This is a genomic window from Pseudomonas sp. GYB4201 (assembly GCF_056312595.1).
This window is the reverse complement of sequence record NZ_JBWGIG010000043.1, coordinates 1-24658: the sequence shown is the minus strand read 5'-3', so window position 1 is coordinate 24658 and position 24658 is coordinate 1. Positions and strand designations below refer to the sequence as shown.

At 65.8% G+C, this 24658-nt stretch carries 18 protein-coding genes; 9 read left to right on the top strand and 9 right to left on the bottom strand.

The features are described from left to right. Positions 1-43: 43 nt before the first annotated feature. From AC0Z2B_RS27805 to AC0Z2B_RS27780, 6 genes are all read left to right on the top strand, one after another. A complete protein-coding gene (locus AC0Z2B_RS27805) occupies positions 44-1165 on the top strand; it encodes an efflux RND transporter periplasmic adaptor subunit (protein ID WP_476300920.1) in 1122 nt (373 codons plus the stop codon). Then, positions 1162-4236 carry an efflux RND transporter permease subunit gene (locus AC0Z2B_RS27800; RefSeq protein ID WP_476300918.1) on the top strand — a complete coding sequence of 1025 codons (3075 nt, stop codon included), beginning with the start codon at positions 1162-1164 and terminating at the stop codon, positions 4234-4236. The genes AC0Z2B_RS27805 and AC0Z2B_RS27800 overlap by 4 nt, the downstream gene beginning before the upstream one ends. Continuing rightward, positions 4233-7352, top strand: a complete 3120-nt coding sequence (locus tag AC0Z2B_RS27795) for an efflux RND transporter permease subunit (protein ID WP_476300916.1) — start codon at positions 4233-4235, stop codon at positions 7350-7352. The genes AC0Z2B_RS27800 and AC0Z2B_RS27795 overlap by 4 nt, the downstream gene beginning before the upstream one ends. Then, on the top strand, positions 7353-8780 hold the full coding sequence (locus AC0Z2B_RS27790; protein ID WP_476300914.1) for an efflux transporter outer membrane subunit: 1428 nt from the start codon (positions 7353-7355) through the stop codon (positions 8778-8780). A 55-nt stretch (positions 8781-8835) separates the two neighbouring features. Beyond that, positions 8836-9732, top strand: a complete 897-nt coding sequence (locus AC0Z2B_RS27785; protein ID WP_476300912.1) for a DUF808 domain-containing protein — start codon at positions 8836-8838, stop codon at positions 9730-9732. Positions 9733-9937: 205 nt separating this feature from the next. Beyond that, positions 9938-11137 (top strand): aminotransferase-like domain-containing protein, encoded by a 1200-nt coding sequence (locus tag AC0Z2B_RS27780; protein WP_476300910.1) that lies wholly within the window; start codon positions 9938-9940, stop codon positions 11135-11137. 21 nt (positions 11138-11158) lie between these two features. Here AC0Z2B_RS27780 and AC0Z2B_RS27775 read toward each other — a convergent pair whose 3' ends face one another. From AC0Z2B_RS27775 to puuE, 7 genes are all read right to left on the bottom strand, one after another. Further along, on the bottom strand, positions 11159-11950 hold the full coding sequence (locus AC0Z2B_RS27775; protein ID WP_416425939.1) for an outer membrane protein OmpK: 792 nt from the start codon (positions 11948-11950) through the stop codon (positions 11159-11161). Positions 11951-12349: 399 nt separating this feature from the next. Beyond that, entirely contained in the window at positions 12350-13705 is a 1356-nt protein-coding gene (locus AC0Z2B_RS27770; protein WP_416425937.1) for a nucleobase:cation symporter-2 family protein, read from the bottom strand. A 178-nt stretch (positions 13706-13883) separates the two neighbouring features. Next, positions 13884-15191, bottom strand: a complete 1308-nt coding sequence (locus AC0Z2B_RS27765) for a urate hydroxylase PuuD (RefSeq protein ID WP_416425935.1) — start codon at positions 15189-15191, stop codon at positions 13884-13886. A gap of 48 nt (positions 15192-15239) precedes the next feature. Beyond that, a complete protein-coding gene (locus AC0Z2B_RS27760) occupies positions 15240-15743 on the bottom strand; it encodes an ureidoglycolate lyase (RefSeq protein WP_416425933.1) in 504 nt (167 codons plus the stop codon). Between the two features lie 112 nt (positions 15744-15855). Next, positions 15856-16851, bottom strand: coding sequence for an allantoicase (alc, locus tag AC0Z2B_RS27755; protein WP_416425931.1), 996 nt, complete (start codon positions 16849-16851; stop codon positions 15856-15858). Positions 16852-16890: 39 nt separating this feature from the next. After that, the gene (gene uraD, locus AC0Z2B_RS27750; RefSeq protein WP_476300908.1) at positions 16891-17406 is read right to left on the bottom strand and encodes a 2-oxo-4-hydroxy-4-carboxy-5-ureidoimidazoline decarboxylase; all 516 of its coding nucleotides are present in this window, start codon (positions 17404-17406) and stop codon (positions 16891-16893) included. Continuing rightward, positions 17403-18332, bottom strand: a complete 930-nt coding sequence (puuE, locus tag AC0Z2B_RS27745; RefSeq protein WP_416425927.1) for an allantoinase PuuE — start codon at positions 18330-18332, stop codon at positions 17403-17405. Before puuE ends, uraD begins: the two co-directional genes overlap by 4 nt. Positions 18333-18714: 382 nt before the next feature. On the opposite strand from puuE, the gene uraH reads away from it, so the two are divergent. Beyond that, a complete protein-coding gene (gene uraH / locus AC0Z2B_RS27740; protein ID WP_416425925.1) occupies positions 18715-19068 on the top strand; it encodes a hydroxyisourate hydrolase in 354 nt (117 codons plus the stop codon). 870 nt (positions 19069-19938) lie between these two features. Further along, entirely contained in the window at positions 19939-21423 is a 1485-nt protein-coding gene (locus AC0Z2B_RS27735; RefSeq protein WP_476300907.1) for a YdgA family protein, read from the top strand. 61 nt (positions 21424-21484) lie between these two features. On the opposite strand, the gene AC0Z2B_RS27730 is transcribed toward AC0Z2B_RS27735, so the two are convergent. Beyond that, on the bottom strand, positions 21485-22114 hold the full coding sequence (locus AC0Z2B_RS27730) for a LysE family translocator (protein WP_476300905.1): 630 nt from the start codon (positions 22112-22114) through the stop codon (positions 21485-21487). A gap of 86 nt (positions 22115-22200) precedes the next feature. After that, the gene (locus AC0Z2B_RS27725; protein WP_473003878.1) at positions 22201-23550 is read right to left on the bottom strand and encodes a solute carrier family 23 protein; all 1350 of its coding nucleotides are present in this window, start codon (positions 23548-23550) and stop codon (positions 22201-22203) included. A gap of 320 nt (positions 23551-23870) precedes the next feature. Here AC0Z2B_RS27725 and AC0Z2B_RS27720 point away from each other — a divergent pair, with 320 nt between their 5' ends. After that, positions 23871-24620, top strand: coding sequence for a GntR family transcriptional regulator (locus AC0Z2B_RS27720; protein WP_476300904.1), 750 nt, complete (start codon positions 23871-23873; stop codon positions 24618-24620). Positions 24621-24658: the final 38 nt, after the last annotated feature.

Sequence of the window (24658 nt, the reverse complement as noted above, 5' to 3'; positions counted from 1 at the left end):
AGTGGCCATTATCACTGGCCCGTGACACCCGAGGTGTTCGCCCGTGCCCAAGCGTCGTCGTGGTCTGGTCATTTTTGCCGGCATCGTGCTGGTGCTGCTGGCCTGCTGGCTGGTCTACCACCTGCTGGCCGGCCGGGCCAAGCCCAAGCCGCCGCCCGCGGCCGAGCCGGTGGCCGTGGTGCCGGTGAAACAGCAGGACGTGCCGGTGTACATCGACGCCCTGGGCACGGTGACCCCCACCCGCACCGTCACTGTGGTCACCCAGGTGGCCGGCCTGCTCACCGAGGTGCCGTTCCAGGAAGGCCAGCATGTGAAAAAAGGCCAGGTGGTGGCGCGCATCGACGACCGCGCGTTGAAGGCGCAGCTGGCCCAGGCCCGCGGCGTGCTGCTGCACGACCAGGCGCTGCTGGCCAACGACCAGCGCGACCTGGTGCGTTTCGGCCAGCTGATCAAGGTGGGCTCGGTCAGCCAGCAGACCCTCGACACCCAGCGCTCGCTGGTGCAGCAACAGCAGGGTACCGTGGCCGCCGACCAGGGCAGCGTGCAGAACCTGGAAGTGCAGGTCAGCTATTGCACCATTTACTCACCGGTGGACGGCGTGGTCGGCCTGCGCCTGGTGGACCCCGGCAACTACGTGAACCCGCAGACCAGCACCGGCATCGCCGTGATCACCCAACTGCAGCCCGCCACCGTGGTGTTCGCCGTGCCCGAGGACGACCTGGGCGTCATCGACCAGGCCATGGCCAAGGGCCCGGTGACGGTGCTGGCCTATGACCGCAACAAGCACGACCTGCTGGCCACCGGCAACCTGCTGGCGCTGGACAACCAGGTGGACACCAGCACCGGCACGGTGAAGGTCAAGGCGCAGTTCAGCGACCCGGCCAATCACCTGTTTCCCAACCAGTTCGTCAACGCCCGGCTACAGGCCGACCGCCTGGCGCAGATCGCCGTGGTGCCGACCCAGGCCATCCAGCACGGCAGCCAGGGCGACTTCGTGTTCGTGGTCAACGGCGACAAGGCGGCGCTGCGGGTGGTCAAGCTGGGCCCGGCCACCGGTGACGTCACCGCCATCCTCGACCAGGGCGTGAAGCCCGGCGAGCAGGTGGTGACCGAGGGCGCCGACAAGCTGGATAACGGTTCGTCGGTCAAGGTCGCCACGCCATGAATGTCTCGCGGCCGTTCATCGAGCGGCCGGTGGCCACCGCGCTGATCATGGTCGCGGTGCTGCTGGTGGGCCTGCTGGGCTACCACCTGCTGTCGGTGTCGGCGCTGCCCGAGGTCGACTACCCCACCATCCAGGCGTTCACCCAGTACCCCGGCGCCAGCCCCGAGGTGATCAGCTCGTCGATCACCGCGCCGCTGGAGCGCCAGTTCGGCGAGATGCCCGGGCTCAAGTCGATGAACTCCACCAGCTCCGACGGTGCCTCGGTGATCACCCTGCAGTTCGACCTGGCGCTGTCCCTGGACGTGGCCGAGCAGGAGGTGCAGGCGGCCATCAACGCCGCCGGCACCTTCCTGCCGGCCAACCTGCCGTACCCGCCGGTGTACAGCAAGGTCAACCCGGCCGACGCGCCGGTGCTGACCCTGTCGCTGACCTCCGACGTGCTGCCGCTGACCAAAATCCAGGACCTGGCCGACACCCGCCTGGCGCAGAAAATCTCGCAGATCACCGGTGTCGGCCTGGTGACCCTCAGCGGTGGCCAGCGCCCCGCCGTGCGGGTGCAGGCCAACACCTCGGCGCTGAACGCGCTGGGGCTGTCGCTGGATGATGTGCGCACGGCCCTGGGCACCGCCAACGTCAACCAGGCCAAGGGCAACATCGACGGCAAATTCCAGGCCTATTCCATCGGCGCCAACGACCAGCTGCAGTCGGCCGAGCAGTACCGCGACCTGATCATCGCCTACAAGAACGGCGCGCCGATTCGCCTGGCGCAGATCGCCGCGTCCATCCAGGGCCCGGAGAACCCGCGCCAGGCCGCCTGGACCAACGCCACGCCGTCCATCGTGCTGAACATCCAGCGCCAGCCCGGCGCCAACGTCATCCAGGTGGTGGACCGCGTGCAGCGCCTGCTGCCCGCCCTGCGCGCCAGCCTGCCGGGCACCCTCAAGGTGGCCGTGCTCACCGACCGCACCCAGACCATCCGCGCCTCGGTCACCGACGTGCAGCTGGAACTGGGCGTGGCGATCCTGCTGGTGGTGATCGTTATCTTTGTCTTCCTGCGCGACCTGGCCGCCACGCTGATCCCGGCGCTCACCGTGCCGCTGACCCTGATTGGCACGCTGGCCGTGGCCTACGCCCTGGGCTTTTCCCTGAACAACCTGACGCTGATGGCGCTGACCATCGCCATCGGCTTCGTGGTCGACGACGCCATCGTCATGATCGAGAACATCACCCGCTACATCGAGGACGGCGAGACGCCCCTGCAGGCCGCGCTCAAGGGCTCGGCGCAGATCGGCTTCACCATCATCTCGCTGTCGGTGGCGCTGATCGCGGTGATGATCCCGCTGCTGTTCATGGGCGACGTGGTGGGGCGGCTGTTCCGCGAGTTCGCCACCACGGTGGCGGTGACCATCGTGATTTCCGCGCTGATCACCCTGACCCTCACTCCCATGCTGTGCGCGCGCCTGCTCAAGGCGCGCAAGGGCGAGCGCCGCGAGGACTTCTTCGACCGCATCAACCACTACTACGTGAAAGGCCTGGACTGGGTGCTGCTGCACCAGGCACTGACGCTGGTGTCCATCGTCATCACCGCGTTGCTGACGGTGTGGCTGATCCTGGTGATTCCCAAGGGCTTCTTCCCCGACCAGGACACCGGCCTGATCCAGGGCATTTCCCAGGCCGCGCCCAGCGTGTCCTTCGCGCGCATGCAGGACGAGCAGCAGCGCCTGGCCGCGCGCATCCTCAAGGACCCGGCGGTGGCCAGCCTGTCGTCATTCGTGGGCATCGACCAGACCAACCCGACGCTGAACCAGGGCAACCTGCTGATCAACCTCAAGCCGCGCGGCGAGCGTGACAGCAGCGCGGTGGTGATCCGCCGCCTGGCCGACGCCAACAGCGACGAGTCGGGCATCCGCCTGTACCTGCACGGGGTGCAGGACCTGACCCTGGACTCCACCGTCTCCACCACCAGCTACCGACTCGGGCTTCAGGCCATCGACACCCAGGCGCTGGAGCAATGGACCAACAAGCTGATGGCGGCCATGCGCAAGGACCCGATGTTCGCCGACGTGCAGAGCCAGGCCCTGCAGTTCGGCAACCAGATCCAGCTGACCTTCGACCGTGCCACCGCCTCGCGCCTGGGCGTGACGCCCCAGGCCATCGACGACGTGCTGTACGACGCCTTCGGCCAGCGCCAGGTGTCGACCATCTACACCCAGCTCAACCAGTACCACGTGGTGCTGGCCAGCGACCGCCAGCCCGGCAACCTCGCCGACCTGCTCACCGGGCTGTACGTGGACACCGCCAGCGGCGGCGTGGCGCCGCTGTCGAGCATGGCCAGCCAGCAGGTGATACGGACGCCCATCACCCTCAACCGCCAGGGCCAGTTCCCCTACGCCGACGTCTCGTTCAACCTGGCCCCGGGGCAGACCCTGGGCGCGGCGGTCACGCGGCTGGGGCAGATCGAGCATGACCTGGGCCTGCCGATCACCGTGCAGGCGCAGTTGGAAGGTGCAGCAGCCACCTTCCAGTCGTCCCTGGGCAACCAGCTGTTCCTGGTGCTGGCGGCCATTGTCGTGGTGTACCTGATGCTGGGCATTCTCTACGAGAGCTTCGTGCACCCGGTGACCATCCTCTCCACGCTGCTGTCGGCGGCCCTGGGCGCCTTGCTGGCGCTGTGGCTGACCGGCACGCAGTTCGACATCATCGGCTTGATCGGCATCGTGCTGCTGATCGGCATCGTCATGAAGAACGGCATCATGATGGTCGACTTCGCCCTGGAGCTGCAGCGCAACGAGGGCCTGGACCCCACCGCGGCGATCCGCCAGGCGGCGCAACTGCGCTTCCGGCCTATCCTGATGACCAGCATGGCCTCGCTGTTCGGTGCCGTGCCGCTGGCCCTGGGCACCGGCATCGGCTCGGAGCTGCGCCACCCGCTGGGCATCGCCATCATCGGCGGGCTGCTGCTGAGCCAGCTGCTGACGCTGTTCTCGACGCCGGTGATCTTCCTTGCCATGAACGGCCTGGAGCAGCGCCTGGGCGGTGGCCGGGCGAGCGCTGAAGCGCCCGCGCCATGAACCTCTCGGCGCCGTTCATCCAGCGCCCCATCGCCACCACGCTACTGGCGCTGGGGCTGGCGCTGTTCGGCATCCTGGCGTTCAACCTGCTGCCGGTGGCGCCGCTGCCCGAGGTGGATTTCCCCACCATCAGCGTGCGCGCCAGCCTGCCCGGCGCCGACCCCAGCACCGTCGCCACCTCGGTGGCGACGCCGCTGGAGCGCCAGTTCGGGCAGATATCGGGCATCACCCAGATGACCTCGTCGAGCACCCTGGGCGCCACCCGCATCAACCTGCAGTTCGACCTCAACCGCGACATCGACGGCGCCGCCCGCGACGTGCAGGCGGCCATCAACGCCGCACGCACCAACCTGCCCAGCGACCTGTCGGGCAACCCCACCTACCGCAAGGTCAACCCGGCCGATTCGCCGATCCTGATCATCAGCATGACCTCGGCCACCGCCACCCCGGGGCAGATGTACGACGTGGCCTCCACGGTGCTGCAACAGCGCCTGCTGCAGACCTCGGGAGTGGGCGACGTGATCGTCGGCGGCGGCGCGCTGCCGGCGGTGCGCATCGAGCTCAACCCCGACCGCCTCAACCACTATGGGGTGAGCCTTGAGCAAGTGCGCGGGGTGATCGCCGACGCCAACACCAACCTGCCCAAGGGCACCATCAGCAGCAGCGGCGGCAACTACACCCTGGCCGCCAACGACATGCTCTACCAGGCCGGCGACTACGCGCCGCTGATCGTCAAGCAGAGCAACGGCGACGTGGTGCACATCGCCGACCTAGGCTACGTGCGCGAGGACGTCGAGGACCTGCGCAACTTCGGCCTGTCCAACGGCAAGCCGGCGGTGCTGCTGGTGGTGTTCAAGCAGCCGGGCGCCAACGTGCTCAATACGGTGGACGCAGTGAAGGCCGCGCTGCCGTTCCTGCAGGCCTCGCTGACCAACGGCATCAAGCTCAACCTGTTCATGGACCGCACCACCACCATCCGCTCGTCGCTGCACGACGTGGAGGTCAGCCTGCTGATTTCGGTGCTGCTGGTGACCCTGGTGACCTTCTGTTTCTTCCGCGACTGGCGCAGCACCCTGGTGCCGGCCATCGCCGTGCCGCTGTCGCTGCTGGGCACCTTCGGCGCCATGTATTTCCTGGGCTACAGCCTCAACAACCTGTCGCTGATGGCGCTGACCATTTCCACCGGCTTCGTGGTCGACGACGCCATCGTCGTGGTGGAAAACATCATGCGCCACCTGGAACAGGGCGCCGACCGCGTGCAGGCGGCGCTGGAGGGCGCGCGCGAGGTGGGCTTCACGGTGCTGACCATCAGCGTGTCGCTGGTGGCGGTGTTCATCCCGCTGCTGCTGATGGGCGGCATTGTCGGGCGGCTGTTCCGCGAGTTCTCCGTGACCCTGTCGGTGGCCATCGTGATTTCCATGCTGGTCTCGCTCACCGTCACCCCCAGCCTGTGCAGCGTGCTGCTGCGCCCGCAGCACGCGGGCGGCGAGCAGGCGGGCGAGCACCCGGACTCGCGTTTCCATCGCTTCTACGACCGCACCCTGGGCTGGGTCATCGACCATTCGCTACTGGCCGGGCTGGTGACGCTGATGGTGGTGGCGCTGGCGGCGCTGCTCTACGTGCTGATCCCCAAGGGCTTCTTCCCCCAGGAAGACACCGGGCGCCTGCAGGGCTCGATACTGGCGGCGCAGAGCGTGTCCTACGCGGCCATGCAGCAGAGCTTCGAGCGCATCAACCGCACGGTGATGAGCAACCCCAACGTGGAAAACGTCGGTGGTTTCGTGGGCGGCAGTGGCGGCGGCAGCGGCGCCATCAACAGCGCGCAGCTGTTCATCACCCTCAAGCCGCTGGGCCAGCGCAGCGTGGGCGCCGACGCGGTGATCGGGCAGATCCGCCACGCCCTGGGCGACATGCCCGGCACGCGCCTGTACCTGCAATCGGCCCAGGACATCACCGTGGGCGGCCGCCAGAGCGGCGCGCAGTACCAGTACACGCTGACCGCCGATGACCAGGCCGACCTGGACCTGTGGGTGCCCAAGGTGCTGGACGTGCTGCGGCCGCTGGCGCAGCTCACCGACCTCAACACCGACCAGCAGGACAACAGCCTGCTGGCCAACCTGCACGTCAACCGCGACAGCGCCGCGCGCCTGGGCGTGAGCCTGTCGGCGGTGGACCAGACCCTGTACGACGCGTTCGGCCAGCGCCAGGTGTCGACCATCTACCGCGCGGCCAACCAGTACCACGTGGTCATGGAGATCGCGCCGCCGTACTGGCGCGACCCCATGGCGCTGAAGGGCATCTACGTGCCGGTGGGCGCGGTGGCCTCGACCGCCCGCGGCGGCGCGGCGCCGAGTATCGCTAGTTCGGCGCTGGTGCCGCTGGCAGCCATGGCCGACTACAGCATCGACCGCACCGCCATCTCCATCAGCCACCAGGGCACGTTCCCAGCGGTGACCGTGTCGTTCAACCTGGCGCCGGGCACCTCCATCGGCCAGGCCACGGTGCTGGTGGACAACGCCGTGGCGCAGCTGCGCATGCCCGCCAGCGTCACCGGCCAGTTCGCCGGCACCGCCCAGGTATTCCAGGCCTCGGTGGCCAGCGAGCCGCTGCTGATCGCCGCCGCGCTACTGTCGGTGTACATCGTGCTGGGCGTACTCTATGAAAACCTGGTGCACCCGCTGACCATCCTCTCCACGCTGCCGTCGGCCGGGGTGGGCGCGCTGATCGCGCTGCTGGTGACCGGCACCGAGCTGTCGATCATCGCCCTGGTGGGGGTGATCCTGCTGATCGGCATCGTCAAGAAGAACGCCATCATGATGATCGACTTCGCCCTCAGCGAGCGCCGCGCCCAAGGGCTGGACGCCCGCGAGGCCATCCGCCGTGCGTGCCTGATCCGCTTCCGGCCGATCATGATGACCACCCTGGCGGCCATTCTTGGCGCCTTGCCGCTGGTGCTGGGCCATGGCTACGGCTCGGAGCTGCGGCGGCCGCTGGGTATCTCGATCATCGGCGGGCTGCTGTTCAGCCAGGTGCTGACGCTGTACACCACGCCCGTCATCTACCTGTGGCTCGACCGGGCCTCGGCGCGCGTGCGCCGGCACGGCAAGGAGACTTGAATGCGCATACTCATTGTCACGGCGTTGGTGGCGCTCCTGGCCGGTTGCATGGTCGGGCCCGACTACCAGCGCCCGCAGCAGCCGCTGCCCCAGGGCTTCAAGGAAGGCGCGGCGTTCGAGCGGGCGGCGGCCAACCCCCAGGGGGCGCTGCGCAGCCAGTGGTGGCTGGACTACCGCGACCCGGTGCTCAATAAGCTGATTGACCAGGCGGCGGCCGCCAACCAGTCGATCATCGCCGCCGAGGCCGCCTACCGCCTGGCCGACGCCCAGGTGGCGGCCAGCCGCGCCAGCCTGTGGCCGACGGTGGGCGTGGGCTTGTCCGGGACACGGGGCGTGGGCGGCAGCGGTTCCACCGGCAGTACCACCACGGGCACGACCACCGCCAGCACCGGCGTGGTGCAGTCGGTCAGCGCCACCCTGACCGCCAGCTGGACCCCGGACCTGTGGGGCGAGGTGCGCCGCGGCATCGAGTCGAGCAACGCCCTGGCGCAATCCTCCGACGCGCTGCTGGCCGGGGTGCGGCTGTCCATCGCCGCCAGCGTGGCCACCGACTATTTTGCCGTGCGCCAGCTGGACATCGACGTCCGCCTGCTGCAGCAGCAACAGCGCATCGACCAGCAGTTGCAGGACATGACCCAGGCCGAGTTCGTCCAGGGCACCGCCACCAACGACCAGCTGCTGGTGGCCCAGGACCAGCTGACCACGGTGGTGGCCGCGTTGCAGACGTCCCAGCGCTCGCGGGAGCAGTATGAACACGCGCTGGCGGTGTTGGTGGGGCAGGCGCCGGCGCAGTTCAGCCTGGCGCCGCTGAGCGACTATTCATTCGGGGTGCTGCGACCGCCACTGACGCTGCCGTCGACCCTGCTGCAACGGCGCCCCGACGTGGTCTCGGCCGAGCGCACGGCGGCCGCCGCCAACGCGCGCATTGGCGTGGCCGAGGCGGCGTTCTACCCCAACCTCACGCTCAGCGCCGAAGGCGGCTACCGCGGCAGCGCCCTGGGCGGGCTGTTCTCGCTGCCCAACCGGGTGTGGCTGTTGGGCCCGGCGCTGGCCGAGACGATCTTCGACGGCGGCGCCCGCCGTGCGGCGGTCAACGAGGCCCAGGCCAGCTACGACCAGGACGCCGCCAACTACCGCGGCGCGGTGCTGACGGCGCTGCAGAACGTGGAAGACAACCTCTCGGCGCTCAACCACCTGCAACAGCAGGCCGACGCCTACCAGCAGATCTTCCAGCGCAACCAGCAGCTGTTCGGCAGCCAGCAGGCCCAGCAGCAGGCCGGCACCGTCAGCCGGCAGAACGTGCTGACCCAGCAGTTGGTGCTGCTGCAGGCCGAGCAGACCCTGCGCGACACCCAGGGCCAGCTGGGGCAGGGCAGCGTGGCGTTGATCCAGAGCCTGGGCGGCGGCTGGCAGGGCGGTGGGCAGTAGGCGGGCGGCAAGGTATGCTCGCGGCCAACGAACATGAAACATGGGAATGATTCTTATGGCAGGAAGCAGTCTGCTGGTGTTGCTGGACGATATCGCCGCGGTGCTCGACGACGTGTCGGTGATGACCAAGGTCGCCGCCAAGAAGACCACCGGCGTGCTCGGCGATGACCTGGCACTGAACGCCCAACAGGTCACCGGCGTGCGCGCCGAGCGCGAGCTGCCGGTGGTGTGGGCGGTGGCCAAGGGCTCGCTGCGCAACAAGGTCATCCTGGTGCCGGCAGCCTTGGCCATCAGCGCCTTCGCGCCGTGGGCGGTGACCCCGCTGTTGATGGTGGGCGGCGCGTATCTGTGTTTCGAGGGCTTCGAGAAAATCGCCCATCCTTTGCTCCACGGCAAAGGTGAGGACCAAGCCGAACACGCAGCGCTGAGCGCGGCAGCGGCCGACCCGGCCGTTGACCTGGTGGCTTACGAGAAAGAGAAGATCCAGGGCGCGGTGCGCACCGATTTCATCCTTTCGGCGGAAATCATCGCCATCACCCTGGGCATCGTCGCCGACGCGCCGCTGAGCCAGCAGGTGATCGTGATGAGCGGCATCGCCTTCGTCATGACGGTGGGGGTGTACGGGCTGGTGGGGGCCATCGTCAAGCTGGACGACCTGGGGCTGTGGATGACCCAGCGCCAGGGCGGTGTGACCCGCGCGGTGGGCGGCGCCATTTTGCGTGCGGCGCCGTACATGATGAAAACCTTGTCGGTGGTGGGCACCGCGGCGATGTTCCTGGTGGGCGGGGGGATTCTGGTGCATGGCATTGCGCCGTTGCATCACTGGGTGGAAAGCGTGGGCGGCAGCGTGACCATGGCCTTGCTCAATGGTGGGCTGGGTGTGGTGGCGGGTGCGCTGGTGCTGGGTGTGGTCAGCGTCGCCGGCAAAATCTGGAAAGCGGTACGCGGTTAACCTGTAGCCGCTGCCGCCAGGCTGCGCAGGCCCTGGCGTACGCTGGAGATTTCCAATGTGAATGAGGGCCAGCGCAGCCTGCGGCAGCGGCTACAGGGGCTGCGTTTCATGACCATGAGGAATGACATCCCGCCGATTCCTCGTTTGCGGGCCTGAGCAGCAGGGTTCGATACTGGGCCATCCGCCCTGACCGAGCCCTTGCCCCGTGACCGACCTTACCTACCGCTTCGCCCCCGCCTTCCAGGCGCCCACCGGTTCGGCGATTCGCGAGCTGTTCAAGTACCTGTCGCTGCCCGGCATGATCTCGTTCGCCGGCGGCTACCCGGCCACCTCGTTCTTTGACCAGCCCAACCTGGCCGCGGCCGCCGAGCGCGCCTTGCGCGACAGCCCCGTGGACTGCCTGCAATACGCCGCCACCGACGGCCTGCCGCTGCTGCGCGAGCAGCTGGCGGCGCTGATGGCGAGGCGCGGGGCGCCCGTGGCAGTGGACGAGCTGATGGTGACCACAGGCTCGCAACAAGGCCTGGACCTGCTGATCAAGGTGCTGCTCAGCCCCGGCGAGCGGGTGCTGGTGGAGCGCCCCACCTATCCCGCCGCGTTACAGGCGTTCCGCCTCGCCGGCCTTGAGGTGCACAGCGCCGCCACCGACGCCCAGGGCCTGGACACCGCGCGCCTCGCCGAGCAGTTAGCGACCCAGCCCAAGGGCAGCATCCGCCTGTTGTACTGCGTTCCGACCTTCGCCAACCCCACCGGCGCCTGCCTGCCGCTTGAACGACGCCTGGCGTTGCTGCAGCTGGCCGCCGAGCACGATTTCCTGATTATTGAGGACGACCCCTACGGCGCCCTGCGCTTTGCCGGCGAAGCAGTGCCCTCGCTGCTGGCGCTGGCCGCGCAGGTGGACGGCGCCGCCGGCCGGGTGGTGCATTTGTCCAGCCTGTCCAAGGTGGTGGCGCCGGGCCTGCGCATCGGCTGGCTGATCGCGCCCGCGCCCATCCGCCAGCGCTGCGTGATCGCCAAGCAGACCGTGGACCTGTGCACCGCGCCGTGGGCGCAGCAGATCGCCGCGCTGTACCTGGCCGATGGCGCGCTGGAACGGGCGTTGCCGGGGCTGGCCCAGGGCTACGGGGACAAATGCGCGCGCATGCTCGCAGGGCTCGAAGGCCTGCAGGACGTATTGGAGGTGTCGCCGCCACAGGGCGGGATGTTCATCTGGGGGCGCTGCCGCAGTGGGGTGGATGCCACGCAGTTGTTGCAGCGGGCTATCGAGCAGCGGGTGATGTTCGTGCCGGGCAGTGCGTTCTTCGCCGAGGGCGCTGATGCCAGCAGCCTGCGCTTGTCGTTCGCCGCGCCGTCGCTTGAGCAGATAGACGAAGGGCTGGTGCGCCTGGGGCGGTCGTTCGGCTGACCGCCCCGGCACCGGTGTCGCTTAGAAGAACACTTTCAGCAGCAGGCTGGCGGTGTTCTGGTTGGTGTCGAAGGCGTGGCTGCTTTCGATGCCGTACTTGTCTTTCCAGTAGTCATACTCGAAACCGACGTACACCTGCTTGGGCTGCCAGTGCAGGGCCTTGCCCAGGTCGTACTTGACCTGCGGGTTGAAGTGCAGGTTGGCGTGGTAGTCGCCTTCCTTGTTGTGGTCGCCGCTGACCACCCAGTCCATGTAGCCGTCGATGAGGATGTCGGAGCTGCCCACTGGAATGGTGTAGGACCAGACCGGGGTGATCTGCCAGATGTTGTTGCCGGCGCGGCCGCCATCCGGGATACGGTTGTAGAAGTTCAGCTGGAAGTAGTCGAAACCAGGGATGTTCAGGTCGAAGCCCGGGCCGATCAGGTACGACTCCACGTCACCCTCGCCGAACTCGTAGGTGAACGCCAGCAGCACGTCGGAGACCGGGCCGAAGGCGAACTTCTGGTCGAAGATCTTGCCCAGGGACAGGCGCGGGCTGAACTCGCCGTAGGTGCCGAAGTTGCCGTTGCCCGAGTCTTTCTTGCCGTTGTACCAGGTGTTGTCCACGAACAGGAAGTTGTCGCCGTACTTCCAGGCGTCGGCGTGTTCGAACGTGACGGTTTGCTGGATGCCCGGATTCACTTTGAAATCCTGGCCATACAGGTAGGTCAGGCTGTTGCTCTGCCATTGCAGCCAGCCGCCGTCGTCGGCCATGGCCTGGCCACCGGCCAGCATGCCACCGGCCACCATCAGGCTCGAAAGAGTACGTTTCATTGGTTAGCTCCCAGGTTTGATTTCAGTCTGTTTTTCTAAGGTGGCGCTCTGTGGCGGCGCCTTTTTGGTTGCGTTAAAAGTCGTCCAACCGGTCAACTTCCTCTGCGGCGCAACTGAGTTAGCAAGAGCCTTGCCAAGGCCGACGCACAGCCAAAGAAATCCCGTCGGCTGCGGTGAATAGCAGTCGAAAGTGGTTCGATTGGCTGCAAACGGCGACGCGGCAGGGCAGGGGGCCCAGTCTGGTACAAGAGGTCAGCTTTATCGGGGAAAAAATCCCCCCCGGTTTTACGCGGGCGCGCAGATTACTGACTCACGCGGCGCGGCTCAAGTGCTCCGTTACAGAGCAGGCCCAGCAAAAGTGGGGCACTCGGTCAGCTTTTCGACCGGCGCCCCCCATGGTCAATGCTGATGCACCGCTCTGGACAGGGCTTCTCGCTCGGCACCGCCGAGCACGTTGAACAGCAGGTTGAGCAGCACCGCGCTCAACGTCGCCATGGCGATGCCGCTGTGGGTGATGGGCCCCATCCAGTCCGGCAGCTGGGAGAAAAACTCCGGGCGCACCACCGGGATCAGCCCCATGCCGATGCTCACCGCCACCAGCAGCTGGTTGCGACGGTCACCGATGTCGGCTTCCTGGAGGATCTTGATGCCGGTGGCCGCCACCATGCCGAACATGGCAATGGCCGCACCACCCAGCACCGCAGGCGGGATCGAAGCCACCAGGAACGCCGCCTTGGGCAACAGGCTGAGGGCAATGAGGAAACCGCCGGCCACCACCGTCACCGAACGGCAGCGCACGCCGGTCATCTGCACCAGGCCGATGTTCTGGGCGAACGAGGAGTGGGTGAAGGTATTGAAGAAACCGGCCGCGAACGAGGCGGCGGCGTCGCACAGCAGGCCGCGACGGAGCATGCCGGGGGTGACCTCGCGGTCGGTGATCTTGCCCAGCGCCAGGAACATGCCGGTGGACTCGACGAAGATGATCACCACCACCAGGCACATGGACAGCACCGGCGCCAGGCTGAAGGTGGGCATGCCGAAGTGCAGCGGCGTGACCACTTGCAGCCAGGGCGCGGTGGCCAGGCCCGAGAGGTCGACCATGCCGATCAGGCCCGAGATGAGGTAGCCCAGCAGCATGCCGATGAGCACGGCGATGTTGACCCAGAAGCCGCTCATGAAGCGATGGATCAGCAGGATGGTGGCCAGCACCAGCCCGGCGACGATCAGGTAGATGGGTGAGCCGAACTGCACCGCCTTGGCGCCACCACCGGCCCAGTTCACCGCCACCGGGAAGAGCGACAGGCCGATGGAGGTGATGACGGTGCCGGTGACCAGCGGCGGGAAGAACCGCACGATCTTCGACATGAACGGCGCGATGAGCATGCCGAAGAAGCCGGCGGCGATGGTCGCGCCGAAGATGCCCGGCAAGCCCACGCCCTGCATGCCGGCCATGGCCACCATGCTGCCGACCGCAGCGAAACTGGCGCCCATCATCACCGGCATGCGGATGCCCAGGGCACCGATGCCCAGTGACTGCACCACGGTGGCCACGCCGGCCACCAGCAGGTCGGCGTTGATCAGGAAGGCGATTTCCTCACGGGAAAGGCCGGCGGCCTGTCCGATGATCAGCGGCACCGCGATGGCGCCTCCATACATCAGCAAAACATGTTGCAAACCCACCAGAATCAGTTGCAGCAACGGCAGGGGCTGTCGTGGTGGCGCAGCAGGGATGCGCGCGTGGATTGACTCGGACATGCAACACCTCAAATCTTGTTTTTATTTTTCGGTTAGCAGTACCCGTAGCAGCTGCCCCGTCGATCGCGTCGCCTGTATCGCGGCCAAGGCCGGCTCCTACCACGAACGGCGTAGGAGCCGACCTTGGTCGCGATGCAGGCGACGCGGTGTCAAGACAGTCGCTGCTACGAACGATCCATCAGTTGGTTTGCGCTCCGTTGGCGATCCACTGGCCCACCAGGTTGCGCTCTTCCTGGGTCATCTGGGTGATGTTGCCCAACGGCATGATCTGGCTGGCCACGGCCTGCGCCTGGATGCGCGGGGCCAGTTGCTGGATCTGCTGCGGGGTGTCGAACATGATCCCCGCAGGCGCCGTGGAGAACAGCGGGCTGGTCGGCTTGGCCGAATGGCACACCGCGCAGCGTTCCTGGATCACCCCGTGCACCTTGTCGAAGTCCGCGCCATTGCTGGCCTGGGCCGGCTGTTCGGCCGGGGCCGGTGCAGCGGCAGGCGTGGCCGGCATCTCATCGGCGCGCTTGCCACCGATGGCGGTGCCCGGCAGCGGCTGGTACTCGATGGCCGGTGCCTTGGCCACGTCGGCACTGTTGCCCATTTGCATGGGGCCGGTGACGAACGCCAGGCAGATCATGCCCAGGGCGCCGGCAGGCAGGGCCCAGGCGAACTTGTGGCTGTTGTGGCGGGTGTTGAAGTAGTGACGCACCACCACGGCCACCACGGCGATGCCGGCCAGGATCAGCCAGTTGTAGTGGCTGCCGTAGGTGCTGGGGAAGTGGTTGCTGATCATGATGAACAGCACGGGCAGGGTGAAGTAGTTGTTGTGGCGCGAACGCAGCAGGCCCTTGGCCGGCAGGGTCGGGTCGGGCGTGCGGTTCTCGGCGATGGCCGCCACCAGCGCGCGCTGGGCGGGCATGATGATGCGGAACACGTTGCCGACCATGATGGTGCCGATGATGGCGCCGGTGTGCAGGTACGCGCCGCGGCCGCTGAACACCTGGCTGAAGCCGTAGCAGGCGGCAATGATCAGCACGAACAGCACCAGGCCCAGCAGGCCGGGACGCTTGCCCAGGGGCGAGTCGCACAGTTGGTCGTAGATGAACCAGCTGGCGATCAACGCGCCGACGCCGATGGCAATGCCTTCCGGCCCGCTCAGGGTGCTGCCTGGGGCCAGCAGGTAGAGCACCGGGTTGGAGTAGAACACCACGCACAGCAGCACGATGCCCGACATCCAGGTCCAGTAGGCTTCCCATTTGAACCAGTGCAGGTTGTCCGGCATGGTCGGCGGGGCCAGCTTGTATTTTTCCAGGTGGTAGATGCCACCCCCGTGAATGGCCCACAAGTCACCGCTCAGGCCCTCACGCGGGTTGGCGCGATTGAGGTTGTTCTCCAGCCAGACGAAATAGAAGGATGCGCCGATCCAGGCGATCCCCACGATCATGTGAATCCAGCGCACGCCCAGATTCAGCCACTCCATCAGATGTGCTTGCACAGTTCTAACCTCTTGCCGTGCCACTGCGGTGCAATGGCCGGCCTTCTCTTATTGGTGGGGGGCGAGGACCAGCAGCTCGTCCTCATTGAAGAAATGCTCATCGCAGTTATTGCCAGTGCCACTGCGATCAACCACCAGGAAGTCATCCCGCTTTTCGATCGTCAGCACCGGGTGGTGCCAGACGCCGCGATGGTAATTGATGCCCTGCCTGCCATTGGTGATGAAGGCGCGGACCAAGCCTGATACAGGTGCATCGCCAAGTGGCGCGACCACGATCAGAAAGGGGTTGCCCAGCAGCGGCACGAAGGCCTGGCTGCCCAGCGGATGGCGCTCCAGCATGCGCACGGTCAACGGCATGTCCAGCACGTCGGCGCGGAAGATGCTGATGATCGCCTTGTCGTCGGGCGTGGCGGTCTCGACCGTGGCCAGACGATGGAAACGCATGGTCGAGCCGTTGTTGATCATGAAGTGGTCGCTGCCGTCGGTTTCGATCACGTCACCGAAGGGGGCGAAGGCTTCTTTTGTCAGGGGCTCGATCACTAGTGTGCGCATTGTTCTGTCTCTGAATTCGCTGTAATCGCGTAGCAGCTGCCGCAGGCGGCGTCCGGCCGTTACACCGGGGTGCCTGGGGACGCAGCCTTTGGCAGCTGCTACGGCGTGGGTGTTACTTGGCTACCTTGCCCAGCACGCGCAAGCGGCTCACGCCACCGTCCGGGAACACGTTCAGGCGGATGTGGGTGATAGGGCCCAGGTCCTTGATCTGCTCCTGGAAGCTGTGCTCCTGGTGCATCTGCAGTTTCTGGCTGGGCAGCAGCTCGCGCCAGAACAGGCTCTGGGTCTCGATCTGGCTGTCGGTGCCGCCCTTGACGAAGGCGCCCTGGATCGAGCAGCTGTCGGGGTAGTTGCCCTTGAAGTGCAGGGTGTCGACCACCACCTGCTCGACGGTGCCGGCATGGCCCAGGGCGACGATCACCCAGTCATTGCCCGGCGTGCGGCGGCGTGCGGTTTCCCAGCCGTCGCCCATGTTGATGCCGCGGCCAGGGTTGAGAATGTTGCTCATGCGCCCGAAGTGCTCGTCGGAGCAGGCCAGGGCACGGCCACCGTTGAGGGCGCTGGCCAGGTCGACCTGTTCGTTGTCGCCTACCGCGGACCAGTCGCGGAACGGCACGCCGTACACGCGCAGGCGCGCCACGCCGCCGTCGGGGTAGATGTTGAAGCGCAGGTGGGTGTAGGCCTGGGCATCGCTGATTTCGTGGTAGTGGTGGCTGTTGCCCTGCAGCTCGACGGCTGGCAGCACTTCGGTCCACTGGGTGGCGTCGGTCGGGTCGCCGTCGGCGACGAAGCAGCCTTCCAGCGAGGCCGAGGGCGGGAAGTTGCCGGTGAAGAACGAGGTGTCGATGTCCACGCCCTTGATCGAACCCGGCACGCCCAGGCGGATTACCGCGCTGTCATAGCCTTCGAAGCGCTTGCGGCGCGATTCCCAGCCGTCCATCCATTTGCCGTTGTCGTCGAACACGCCTTCCTTCCACACCGCTGGGGTGGGCTGGAACAGGCGGTTGACGTCGGCGAACCAGTCGTCGGTGACCGAGATGGCCTTGGTGCCCAGGCGCGCGTCGGCCAGGTTGACGAACTTCTCGAAGGGTACGGCGTATGCTTTCATTTTTTCTTGTCTGCCTTGAATGGGGCTGGAGGGGGCGAGTTACAGGCCTTGCAAGCGGAACAGGGCAATCTTGTTGATCTGCGCCAGGGCTTCCTTGAACTCGGCCTCGACCGAGTTGTGGATGCGCACTTCGAACGCGGCGAGGATCTGGTGCCGGTTGCTGCCTTTCACTGCCATGATGAAGGGGAACTTGAACTTGGCCTTGTAGGCGTCGTTCAACTCCGTGAAGCGCTGGAACTCTTCGGTGGTGCATTGGTGAATACCGGCGCCAGCCTGTTCATTCGTGCTGGCTTCGGTCAGTTCGCCCTGGACGGCAGCCTTGCCGGCCAGGTCGGGGTGCGCGTTGATCAGTGCCAGTTGGCGTGGGTGATCGGCGCTCAACAGGATGTCGCTCATGCGCTGGTGCAGGGTTTCGACCTGGTCCAGTTCGGCGCCCTGGCCCAGGTCGTAGGCTTTTTCAGCGACCCATGGCGAGTGTTCGTAGATGTCGGCGAAGGCGGCGACGAAGGCGTCGCGGCCCAGGGCCGATGGCTTCAGGGAGTGGAAGGCGGTCATTGCGCAGCCTCCGGCGTGTAGGGATGGGTTTCGTGCCAGTGGCGGGCAATGTCGACGCGGCGGGCGAACCACACCTGCTCGTGGCCCTTCACGTAGTCAATGAAACGCATCAGCGAGGCCAGGCGCGCCGGGCGGCCGATCAGCCGGCAGTGCAGGCCGATGGAGAGCATCTTCGGCGCCTCGGCACCCTCGGCGTACAGCACGTCGAAGGCGTCCTTCAGGTATTCGAAGAAATCGTCGCCCTTGTTGAAGCCCTGCACCTGGGTGAAGCGCATGTCGTTGGTGTCCAGGGTGTAGGGGATCACCAGGTGCGGCTTGCCGGTGGGGTTGTTGCGCTCCCAGTAGGGCAGGTCGTCGTCGTAGGTGTCGGAGTCGTAGAGGAAGCCACCTTCCTCCATCACCAGCCGGCGGGTGTTGGGGCCGGTGCGGCCGGTGTACCAGCCCAGCGGGCGTTCGCCGCTGATTTCGGTGAGGATGCGGATCGCCTCGAGCATGTGCTCGCGTTCCTGGTTCTCATCCATGTACTGGTAGTCGATCCAGCGGTAGCCGTGGCTGCAGATCTCGTGGCCGGCATCGACCATGGCGCGGATCACGTCGGGGTGGCGCTGGGCGGCCATGGCCACGGCGAAGATGGTCAGCGGGATGCCCGCTTCCTTGAACACCTTGAGGGTGCGCCACACGCCGGCACGGCTGCCATACTCGTACAGCGACTCCATGCTCATGTTGCGTTCGCCCTGCAGCGGCTGGGCGGCCACCATCTCGGACAGGAAGGCTTCGGATTCCTTGTCGCCGTGGAGGATGTTGCGCTCGCCACCTTCCTCGTAATTGAGCACGAACGACAGGGCAATGCGCGCATTGCCAGGCCAGCGAGGGTGGGGCGGGTTGGGGCCGTAACCGATCAGGTCGCGTGGGTAATCAGCGCTCACTGCTTGCATCCTTCTTCGCGTCATTAGGGTGGCGGGTGGCCCCGATGAGGTTGGCGACCCGGCGATGGATTGATTGTATACAACTTTATCCGTGATTTGTAAGCCTGTTTTTTGCCAATCATCGCCTTGGAGGGTCAATTTCTTTCCTTGCAAAATACTTGCCCGACTGGTCAGGTATTCGACCGGGCGGTCACGTAGCGCATGTGTTACCGGGCTTGTCTCCGGTTTTAGGGGGTGGGCTGGGGCTGCCGAAAAAAGGTCGCAAATATTGTGTACAATTTTATTTGAAAGTGTCTTAATGTCGTTGTGTTGGATGCCCAGGGCGCCCTCAAAAGGTGCATGGGCCTTCGGATAACCGGATGAAAATGAGGCACGAGACGCAATGGGACGTTTGACTACGCATGTGCTGGACGCCGCCCACGGCTGCCCCGGCAGCTCGATCAAGGTCGAGCTTTATCGCGTCGAGGGCCAGCAGCTGGAGTTGGTGGCCCAGGCACTGACCAACAGTGATGGCCGTTGTGACGCACCGCTGTTACAGGGTGATGACTACCGCAGCGGCGTGTACCAGCTGCAATTCGCTGCCGGCGACTACTACCGCGCCCGTGGCGTGGCCATGGCCGACCCGGCGTTCCTCGACGTGGTGGTGCTGCGGTTCGGCATCAGCGCCGAGCAGGATCACTACCACGTGCCGTTGCTGCTCTCGCCTTACAGCTATTCGACTTACCGCGGCAGCTGAGCTGCGCGCGCTCCTTCGTTGGTACCTCTTGCCCGCCCACACTGCGGGCTTTTTTTTGCGTCCTCCCCACGCTGCAAGCCGCTTTTGATCTTGATCCCGTGAGGCCCTTGATCTTGATTGTGTGCCCCATAAAGCGCCAGGGCCGACTGGAGGCGTTGGCCAAGCGGTCCCTGGCGTAGCCGGGGAAGACGGAACCGGAGGCGCTTCTATTCCGGGCCGTCGGCCGCTTGGGCGACGCCGGAGGGAGGGGACCCGCAGCGAAGCGTAGGGACCAAGCAGGGGCAAGCCTTTTTTGGTTACTTTTTGAGGCGTTTGTCAAAAAGTGACCCGGCGTAAGGCCGGAAAGGTGATTCTGCATCACCCTTGATAATGGATATGCTCGCGGATTCCGTATCCTGCTTCGGCGATTTCGAACATATCCATTTTCGTGGTGCGACCACCGACTGTTTCGCCCTTACGGCGACTCACTTTTTTTCAAACGCCAAAAAAAGTAAGCAAAAAACGCTTGCCCCTGCTTGGGCCCTCCGCTGCGCTACGGGTCCCCTCCTTCCGGCGCCGCTCAACGGGCAGACGGCACCCGCTATAGAAGCCTGCGGGTTACCGTCTCTTCGGCCTGCGGCCTCGGCCCTTCGGGCAGCCCGTTGATCGACGCCTCCAGTCGGCCCGGGCGCTTTACGGGGCATACAATCAAGATCAACAGCCAGATCAAGATCAACGGCCAGATCACAAGCAGATCACAAGCAGATCACAGGCAAACCCCACGCCGCAACGGTGGGGCGGGGGAGCTTTTTTTTGCCTGGCGGCAGCACCTTTCGCGCTACTATCGAGTCGATACCTCCACCCACCGAATGGAACTCGTCGAGTCGATTTATGAAAAAAGCAGCAGGTATAGCAGCCGGTGTCATCATTGCCGCAGGCGTCGTGGCCACGGCTGGGGCCTGGTACACGGGCACGCGTCTTGAGGGCGTGCTGCAGGACGCCATCGCCCAGGCCAACACGCAGATGGCCCAGTCGGGCCGCAACGCCGATGGCAGCCCGCAGTTCAGCGCCGAGCTGGTGTCGCTGGACCGCCATCTGTTCAGCAGCACCGCGCACTACCGCCTGAACGTGCAACTGCCCCACGCCCAGCCAGCGCATTTCCTCCTGGTGGACCATATCGAGCACGGCCCGCTGCCGCTGTCGCGCCTGCTGACCTTGCGCCTGGCACCGGTGATGGCGGCCAGCAACACCGAGCTGGAAAACAGCCCCGATTCGGCCAAGTGGTTCGCCATGAACAACGGCCAGGCGCCGGTCAAGGGACGCTCGGTGATCCACTACGGGTTGAGCAGCGAGACCACCTTCGACTTCCTGCCCCTGGAGTCCAAGGAACCGGGCAAGACCCTGAAGTTCTCGGGCTTCACCTTGACCGTCAGCGGCACTGCCGATGCCCACAAATATGAGCTGACGGGCAACATGGATAGCCTGTCCGTTGACGTTGCCGGCGAGAATGGCCCAGTGCATGCCGATGCCAAGGGCCTGACCATTTACAGCGGCGGCACCAAGGGCGAGTCCGGCTTCTACCTGGGCCACACCGAGCTCAAGCTGGCCAGCGCCAACGTGCAGACGCCCAACGCGCCGGCCGTGGCGGTGACTGGTTTCAGCGGCAGCGGCCTGATGCAGGAGGTGGAAGGCAAGCTGGCCGCCGAGGCTACCTATGAGATCGCCTCCATCACCGTCGGCAACCAGCCGATTGGTGCGGCGCAGATGGTCTGGAAGCTGAATAATTTCGACATCCCGGCCAGCAAGTCGCTGTATGCGCTGTATGTCGCCAAGATTGCCCCGCAACAACAGGCTGCCGCAGCTGCCGGCGTGCCCTTGGCGCTGAAGCTGAGCGCTGCCGACCAGCAGCAGTTGAACACCGACCTGCTGGCGCTGCTGGCGGCCAAGCCGCACATCGAGTTGGAAAAACTGTCGCTGAAGACCGCCAACGGTGAAAGCCAGGCTAACCTTGTGGTCGACCTGGCCAACCCGGGTACCCTGGACCAGCCGTCCGAAGGCCTGGGCAAGAAGGTGATCGGCCTGCTGGACGCCAACGTCACCCTGTCCAAGCCCATGCTGATGGACCTGGCCAGTGCCCAGGCGCACCTGCAGGGCCAGACCGACAAGGACGCGGTGGCGTTGCAGGCGAAGAACGTCAGCGATTCCATCAGCGGCATGGCAGTGATGAGCCAGCTGGGCAAGGTCGAGGGTGACAACGTCACCAGCCGCCTGCACTACGCCGACGGCATGGTGACCTTCAACGGCCAGAAAATGACCGTGGAGCAGTTCGCCGGCTTCATCGGCAACCTGCTGGGGCAGCAACAGGCGCAACGCTGACATCCCAGGACGCGGCCTGGCGGCCGCTGCTACAGGTGTGCGTAGCAGCGGCCGCGTCGCTTCAGCCTCGGCTGAGCAGCGCCGCCGTCCCCGCCCCCCCGAACAACGCCGCGCTGACGCGGTTGAACCAGCTCTGCCCGCGGCCGCTGCGCATATAGCGTGCCGCACCGTGGGCCCCCAGGCCGTAGCCCAGCTTGCACAGCAGGTCGAGCACCGCCCAGGTGGCGATCATGATGCCCAGCTGCGCCGCCAGCGAGTGCTCGGCGTTGAGGAACTGCGGCAGGAAGGCGGCGAAGAACAGGATGTCCTTGGGGTTGCTGGCGCCCAGCGCGAACGCACGCCAGAACAGCGCGCCAAAGCGTGGCGCGGGTAGGGCAGCGGGCACCTCGGCGGCGCTGGGGGCGCGGCGCGACTGCTGCCAGCTTTGCCAGGCGAGGTAGAACAGGTACAGCGCGCCGACGATCTTCAGCGCGCTGAACACCTGCTCCGAAGCCATCAGCAACGCCCCCAGCCCCAGCGCCGAGGCGCTGAGCAGGCAGATGGAGGCGCTGACCCCACCCAGGAACGCCGGGTAGGAGCGGCGCAGGCCGTAGTTCAGGCTGTTGCCGATCATCAGCAGCGACAACGGGCCGGGGATGACGATCACCACCAGCGCTGCGGCGCTGAACAACAGCCAGGTTTCCACACTCATTGTTTTTCTCCTTGGATAAGGCCTTCGCACAAATCCGTAGCCGCAGCCTGTCGGCAGCGGCTACGGGCGGCGGTGAAGCCGAAATATTACAAGAACACAAACTTGGCGATGAATATCGCACACAGCACCCACAGGCTCACCGAGATATCGCGGTGCTTGCCGGTGCCGGCCTTCAAGGCCACGTAGGTGATGAAGCCCAGGGCAATGCCGTCCGCCACCGAGAAGGTCAGCGGCATCATGATCAGGGTGACGATGGCCGGAATGCTGTCGGTGGCCTCGTCCCAGTTGATGTGGGCCATGCCGCCCATCATCAGCATGGCCACGTAGATCAGCGCGCCGGCGGTAGCATAAGCCGGAATCATGCCAGCCAGCGGCGCGAAGAACATCGCCGCGACGAACAGCAGGCCCACGGTGACCGCCGTCAGCCCGGTGCGGCCACCGGCGGCCACGCCCGCGGCACTTTCCACGTAGCTGGTCACCGGCGGCACGCCGACCATGGCGCCGAACACGCTGGAGGCGCTGTCGGCCTTCAGGGCGCGGGAGAGGTTTTCGATGCGGCCCTCGGCGTTCACCAGGTTGGCGCGCTGGGCCACGCCCATCAGCGTGCCGGCGGTGTCGAACATGTGCACGAACAGGAAGGCCAGCACCACGCTGATCATGCTGACGTTGAACACCCCGGCCACGTCCATGGCCATCCAGGTGGGCGCCAGGCTGGGCGGCAGCGAGAACACCCCGCCGTATTGCACGATGCCCAGCCCCCAGCCGATCAGGGTGACGCTGACGATGCTGATGAGGATGGCGCCGAACACCCGGTGGTAGCTGAGCACGGCGATCATCAGGAAGCACAGCGCGGTCAGCAGCGGCCCGGCCTCATGCAGCGAGCCGAGCTTGATCAGCGTCGCCGGGCTGGCGACGATGATGCCCGAGGTCTTCAGGCCGATCACGCCCAGGAACAGCCCCACGCCGGCACCCATGGCGTGGCGCAGGCTGACCGGGATGCTGTTGAGCAGCCACTCGCGCACCCGCGACAGGGTCAGCACCATGAACAGCACGCCGGAGATGAACACCGCGCCCAGGGCGGTCTGCCACGAGTAGCCCATGGTGCCGACCACGGTGTAGGTGAAGAACGCGTTCAGGCCCATGCCTGGCGCCAGGCCCACCGGCCAGTTGGCGTACAGGCCCATCAGCAGGCAGCCCAGGGCGGCGGCGATGCAGGTGGCGACGAATGCCGCGCCATGGTCGATGCCGGCGTCGGCCATGATGTTGGGGTTGACGAAGATGATGTAGGCCATGGTAATGAAGGTGGTCAGGCCGGCGATCAGTTCGGTGCGCACCGTGGTGCCATGCACGCTCAGTTTGAACAGGCGTTCCAGCAGGCCGCGCCGCAGGGGCGGGGCCAGGTCCAGGGGGGCGGCTTCGGATTTATTGCTTTCCACAGCGAGTTACTCCTCAAGGCTTTTGTTGTTTTCCGAAGCCGTGCGCACCTGCGCGCGGCCCCGTGAGGCAGGTAAAGGTGGTGGTGCCGGCGACCCGTTATTATTTGACCTCTGGGTCAGGAAAGTCGCTCGAGGGGATTATGCGTTTGTATACAAATAATGCAAATAATGTTTTTGATTTTGTGCGCAGTTTATTTGCCGATCGCGCTATATGGCCGCCGCCAGTGGTTGCCAAGTGCCGCTATGCTTGAACTGACACAAGCCCGTGGCCCTGTGTACAATGGGCCTTACTGCCGCAAAACCTTCACCTTCGAGTGCCCATGAACGAACAGCTGCAACCTCTCAAGAAACCTACGCGCGCGGCCAAGGCCGGGCGCCTCGGCACCCAGGACGACATCGTCTACGCCCATATTTTCGAGGCCATTCTCGAACAGCGCCTGGCGCCCGGGACCAAATTGAGCGAGGAAGCGCTGGGTGAGATCTTCGGCGTCAGCCGCACCATCATTCGCCGCGCGCTGTCGCGCCTGGCCCATGAAGGCGTGGTGCTGTTGCGCCCCAACCGCGGCGCGGTGGTGGCCAGCCCCAGCGTGGAAGAGGCGCGGCAGGTGTTCTTCGCCCGCCGCATGGTGGAGCGTGCCATCACCGAGCTTGCGGTGGAGCACGCCACGGCCGAGCAACTGGCCGAACTGCGGCAGATGGTGCTGGATGAGCGCGACAGCTTCTCGCGCGGCGACCGTGGCGCCGGCATTCGCCTGTCGGGGGAATTCCACCTGAAGCTGGCCGAGGCGGCGAAGAACGCGCCGCTGATCAGCTTCCAGCGCAGCCTGGTGTCGCAGACCTCGCTGATCATCGCCCAGTACGAAAGCGGCAACCGCTCGCACTGCTCCTACGATGAACACACCCAGCTGATCGACGCCATCGAGGCCCGCGACGCGGCCCTGGCGGTGGACCTGATGATGCACCACATGGACCACATCGACAGCAAGCTGAACCTGGACGAGGAAAGCGCCTCGGACGACCTGCACGCTGTGTTCTCGCACCTGTTGCAGGGCAAGAAGGGTGGTAAATAACGGACGCGGCCTGCGGCCGCTGCTACAGGGGGCGTAGC

Coding starts and splice junctions, on each gene's coding strand:
- AC0Z2B_RS27800 (WP_476300918.1), top strand. CDS start 1,162: ATGAATGTCTCGCGGCCGTTCATCGAGCGGCCGGTGGCCACCGCGCTG.
- AC0Z2B_RS27795 (WP_476300916.1), top strand. CDS start 4,233: ATGAACCTCTCGGCGCCGTTCATCCAGCGCCCCATCGCCACCACGCTA.
- AC0Z2B_RS27790 (WP_476300914.1), top strand. CDS start 7,353: ATGCGCATACTCATTGTCACGGCGTTGGTGGCGCTCCTGGCCGGTTGC.
- AC0Z2B_RS27785 (WP_476300912.1), top strand. CDS start 8,836: ATGGCAGGAAGCAGTCTGCTGGTGTTGCTGGACGATATCGCCGCGGTG.
- AC0Z2B_RS27775 (WP_416425939.1), bottom strand. CDS start 11,950: ATGAAACGTACTCTTTCGAGCCTGATGGTGGCCGGTGGCATGCTGGCC.
- AC0Z2B_RS27770 (WP_416425937.1), bottom strand. CDS start 13,705: ATGTCCGAGTCAATCCACGCGCGCATCCCTGCTGCGCCACCACGACAG.
- AC0Z2B_RS27760 (WP_416425933.1), bottom strand. CDS start 15,743: ATGCGCACACTAGTGATCGAGCCCCTGACAAAAGAAGCCTTCGCCCCC.
- alc (WP_416425931.1), bottom strand. CDS start 16,851: ATGAAAGCATACGCCGTACCCTTCGAGAAGTTCGTCAACCTGGCCGAC.
- uraD (WP_476300908.1), bottom strand. CDS start 17,406: ATGACCGCCTTCCACTCCCTGAAGCCATCGGCCCTGGGCCGCGACGCC.
- uraH (WP_416425925.1), top strand. CDS start 18,715: ATGGGACGTTTGACTACGCATGTGCTGGACGCCGCCCACGGCTGCCCC.
- AC0Z2B_RS27735 (WP_476300907.1), top strand. CDS start 19,939: ATGAAAAAAGCAGCAGGTATAGCAGCCGGTGTCATCATTGCCGCAGGC.
- AC0Z2B_RS27730 (WP_476300905.1), bottom strand. CDS start 22,114: ATGAGTGTGGAAACCTGGCTGTTGTTCAGCGCCGCAGCGCTGGTGGTG.
- AC0Z2B_RS27720 (WP_476300904.1), top strand. CDS start 23,871: ATGAACGAACAGCTGCAACCTCTCAAGAAACCTACGCGCGCGGCCAAG.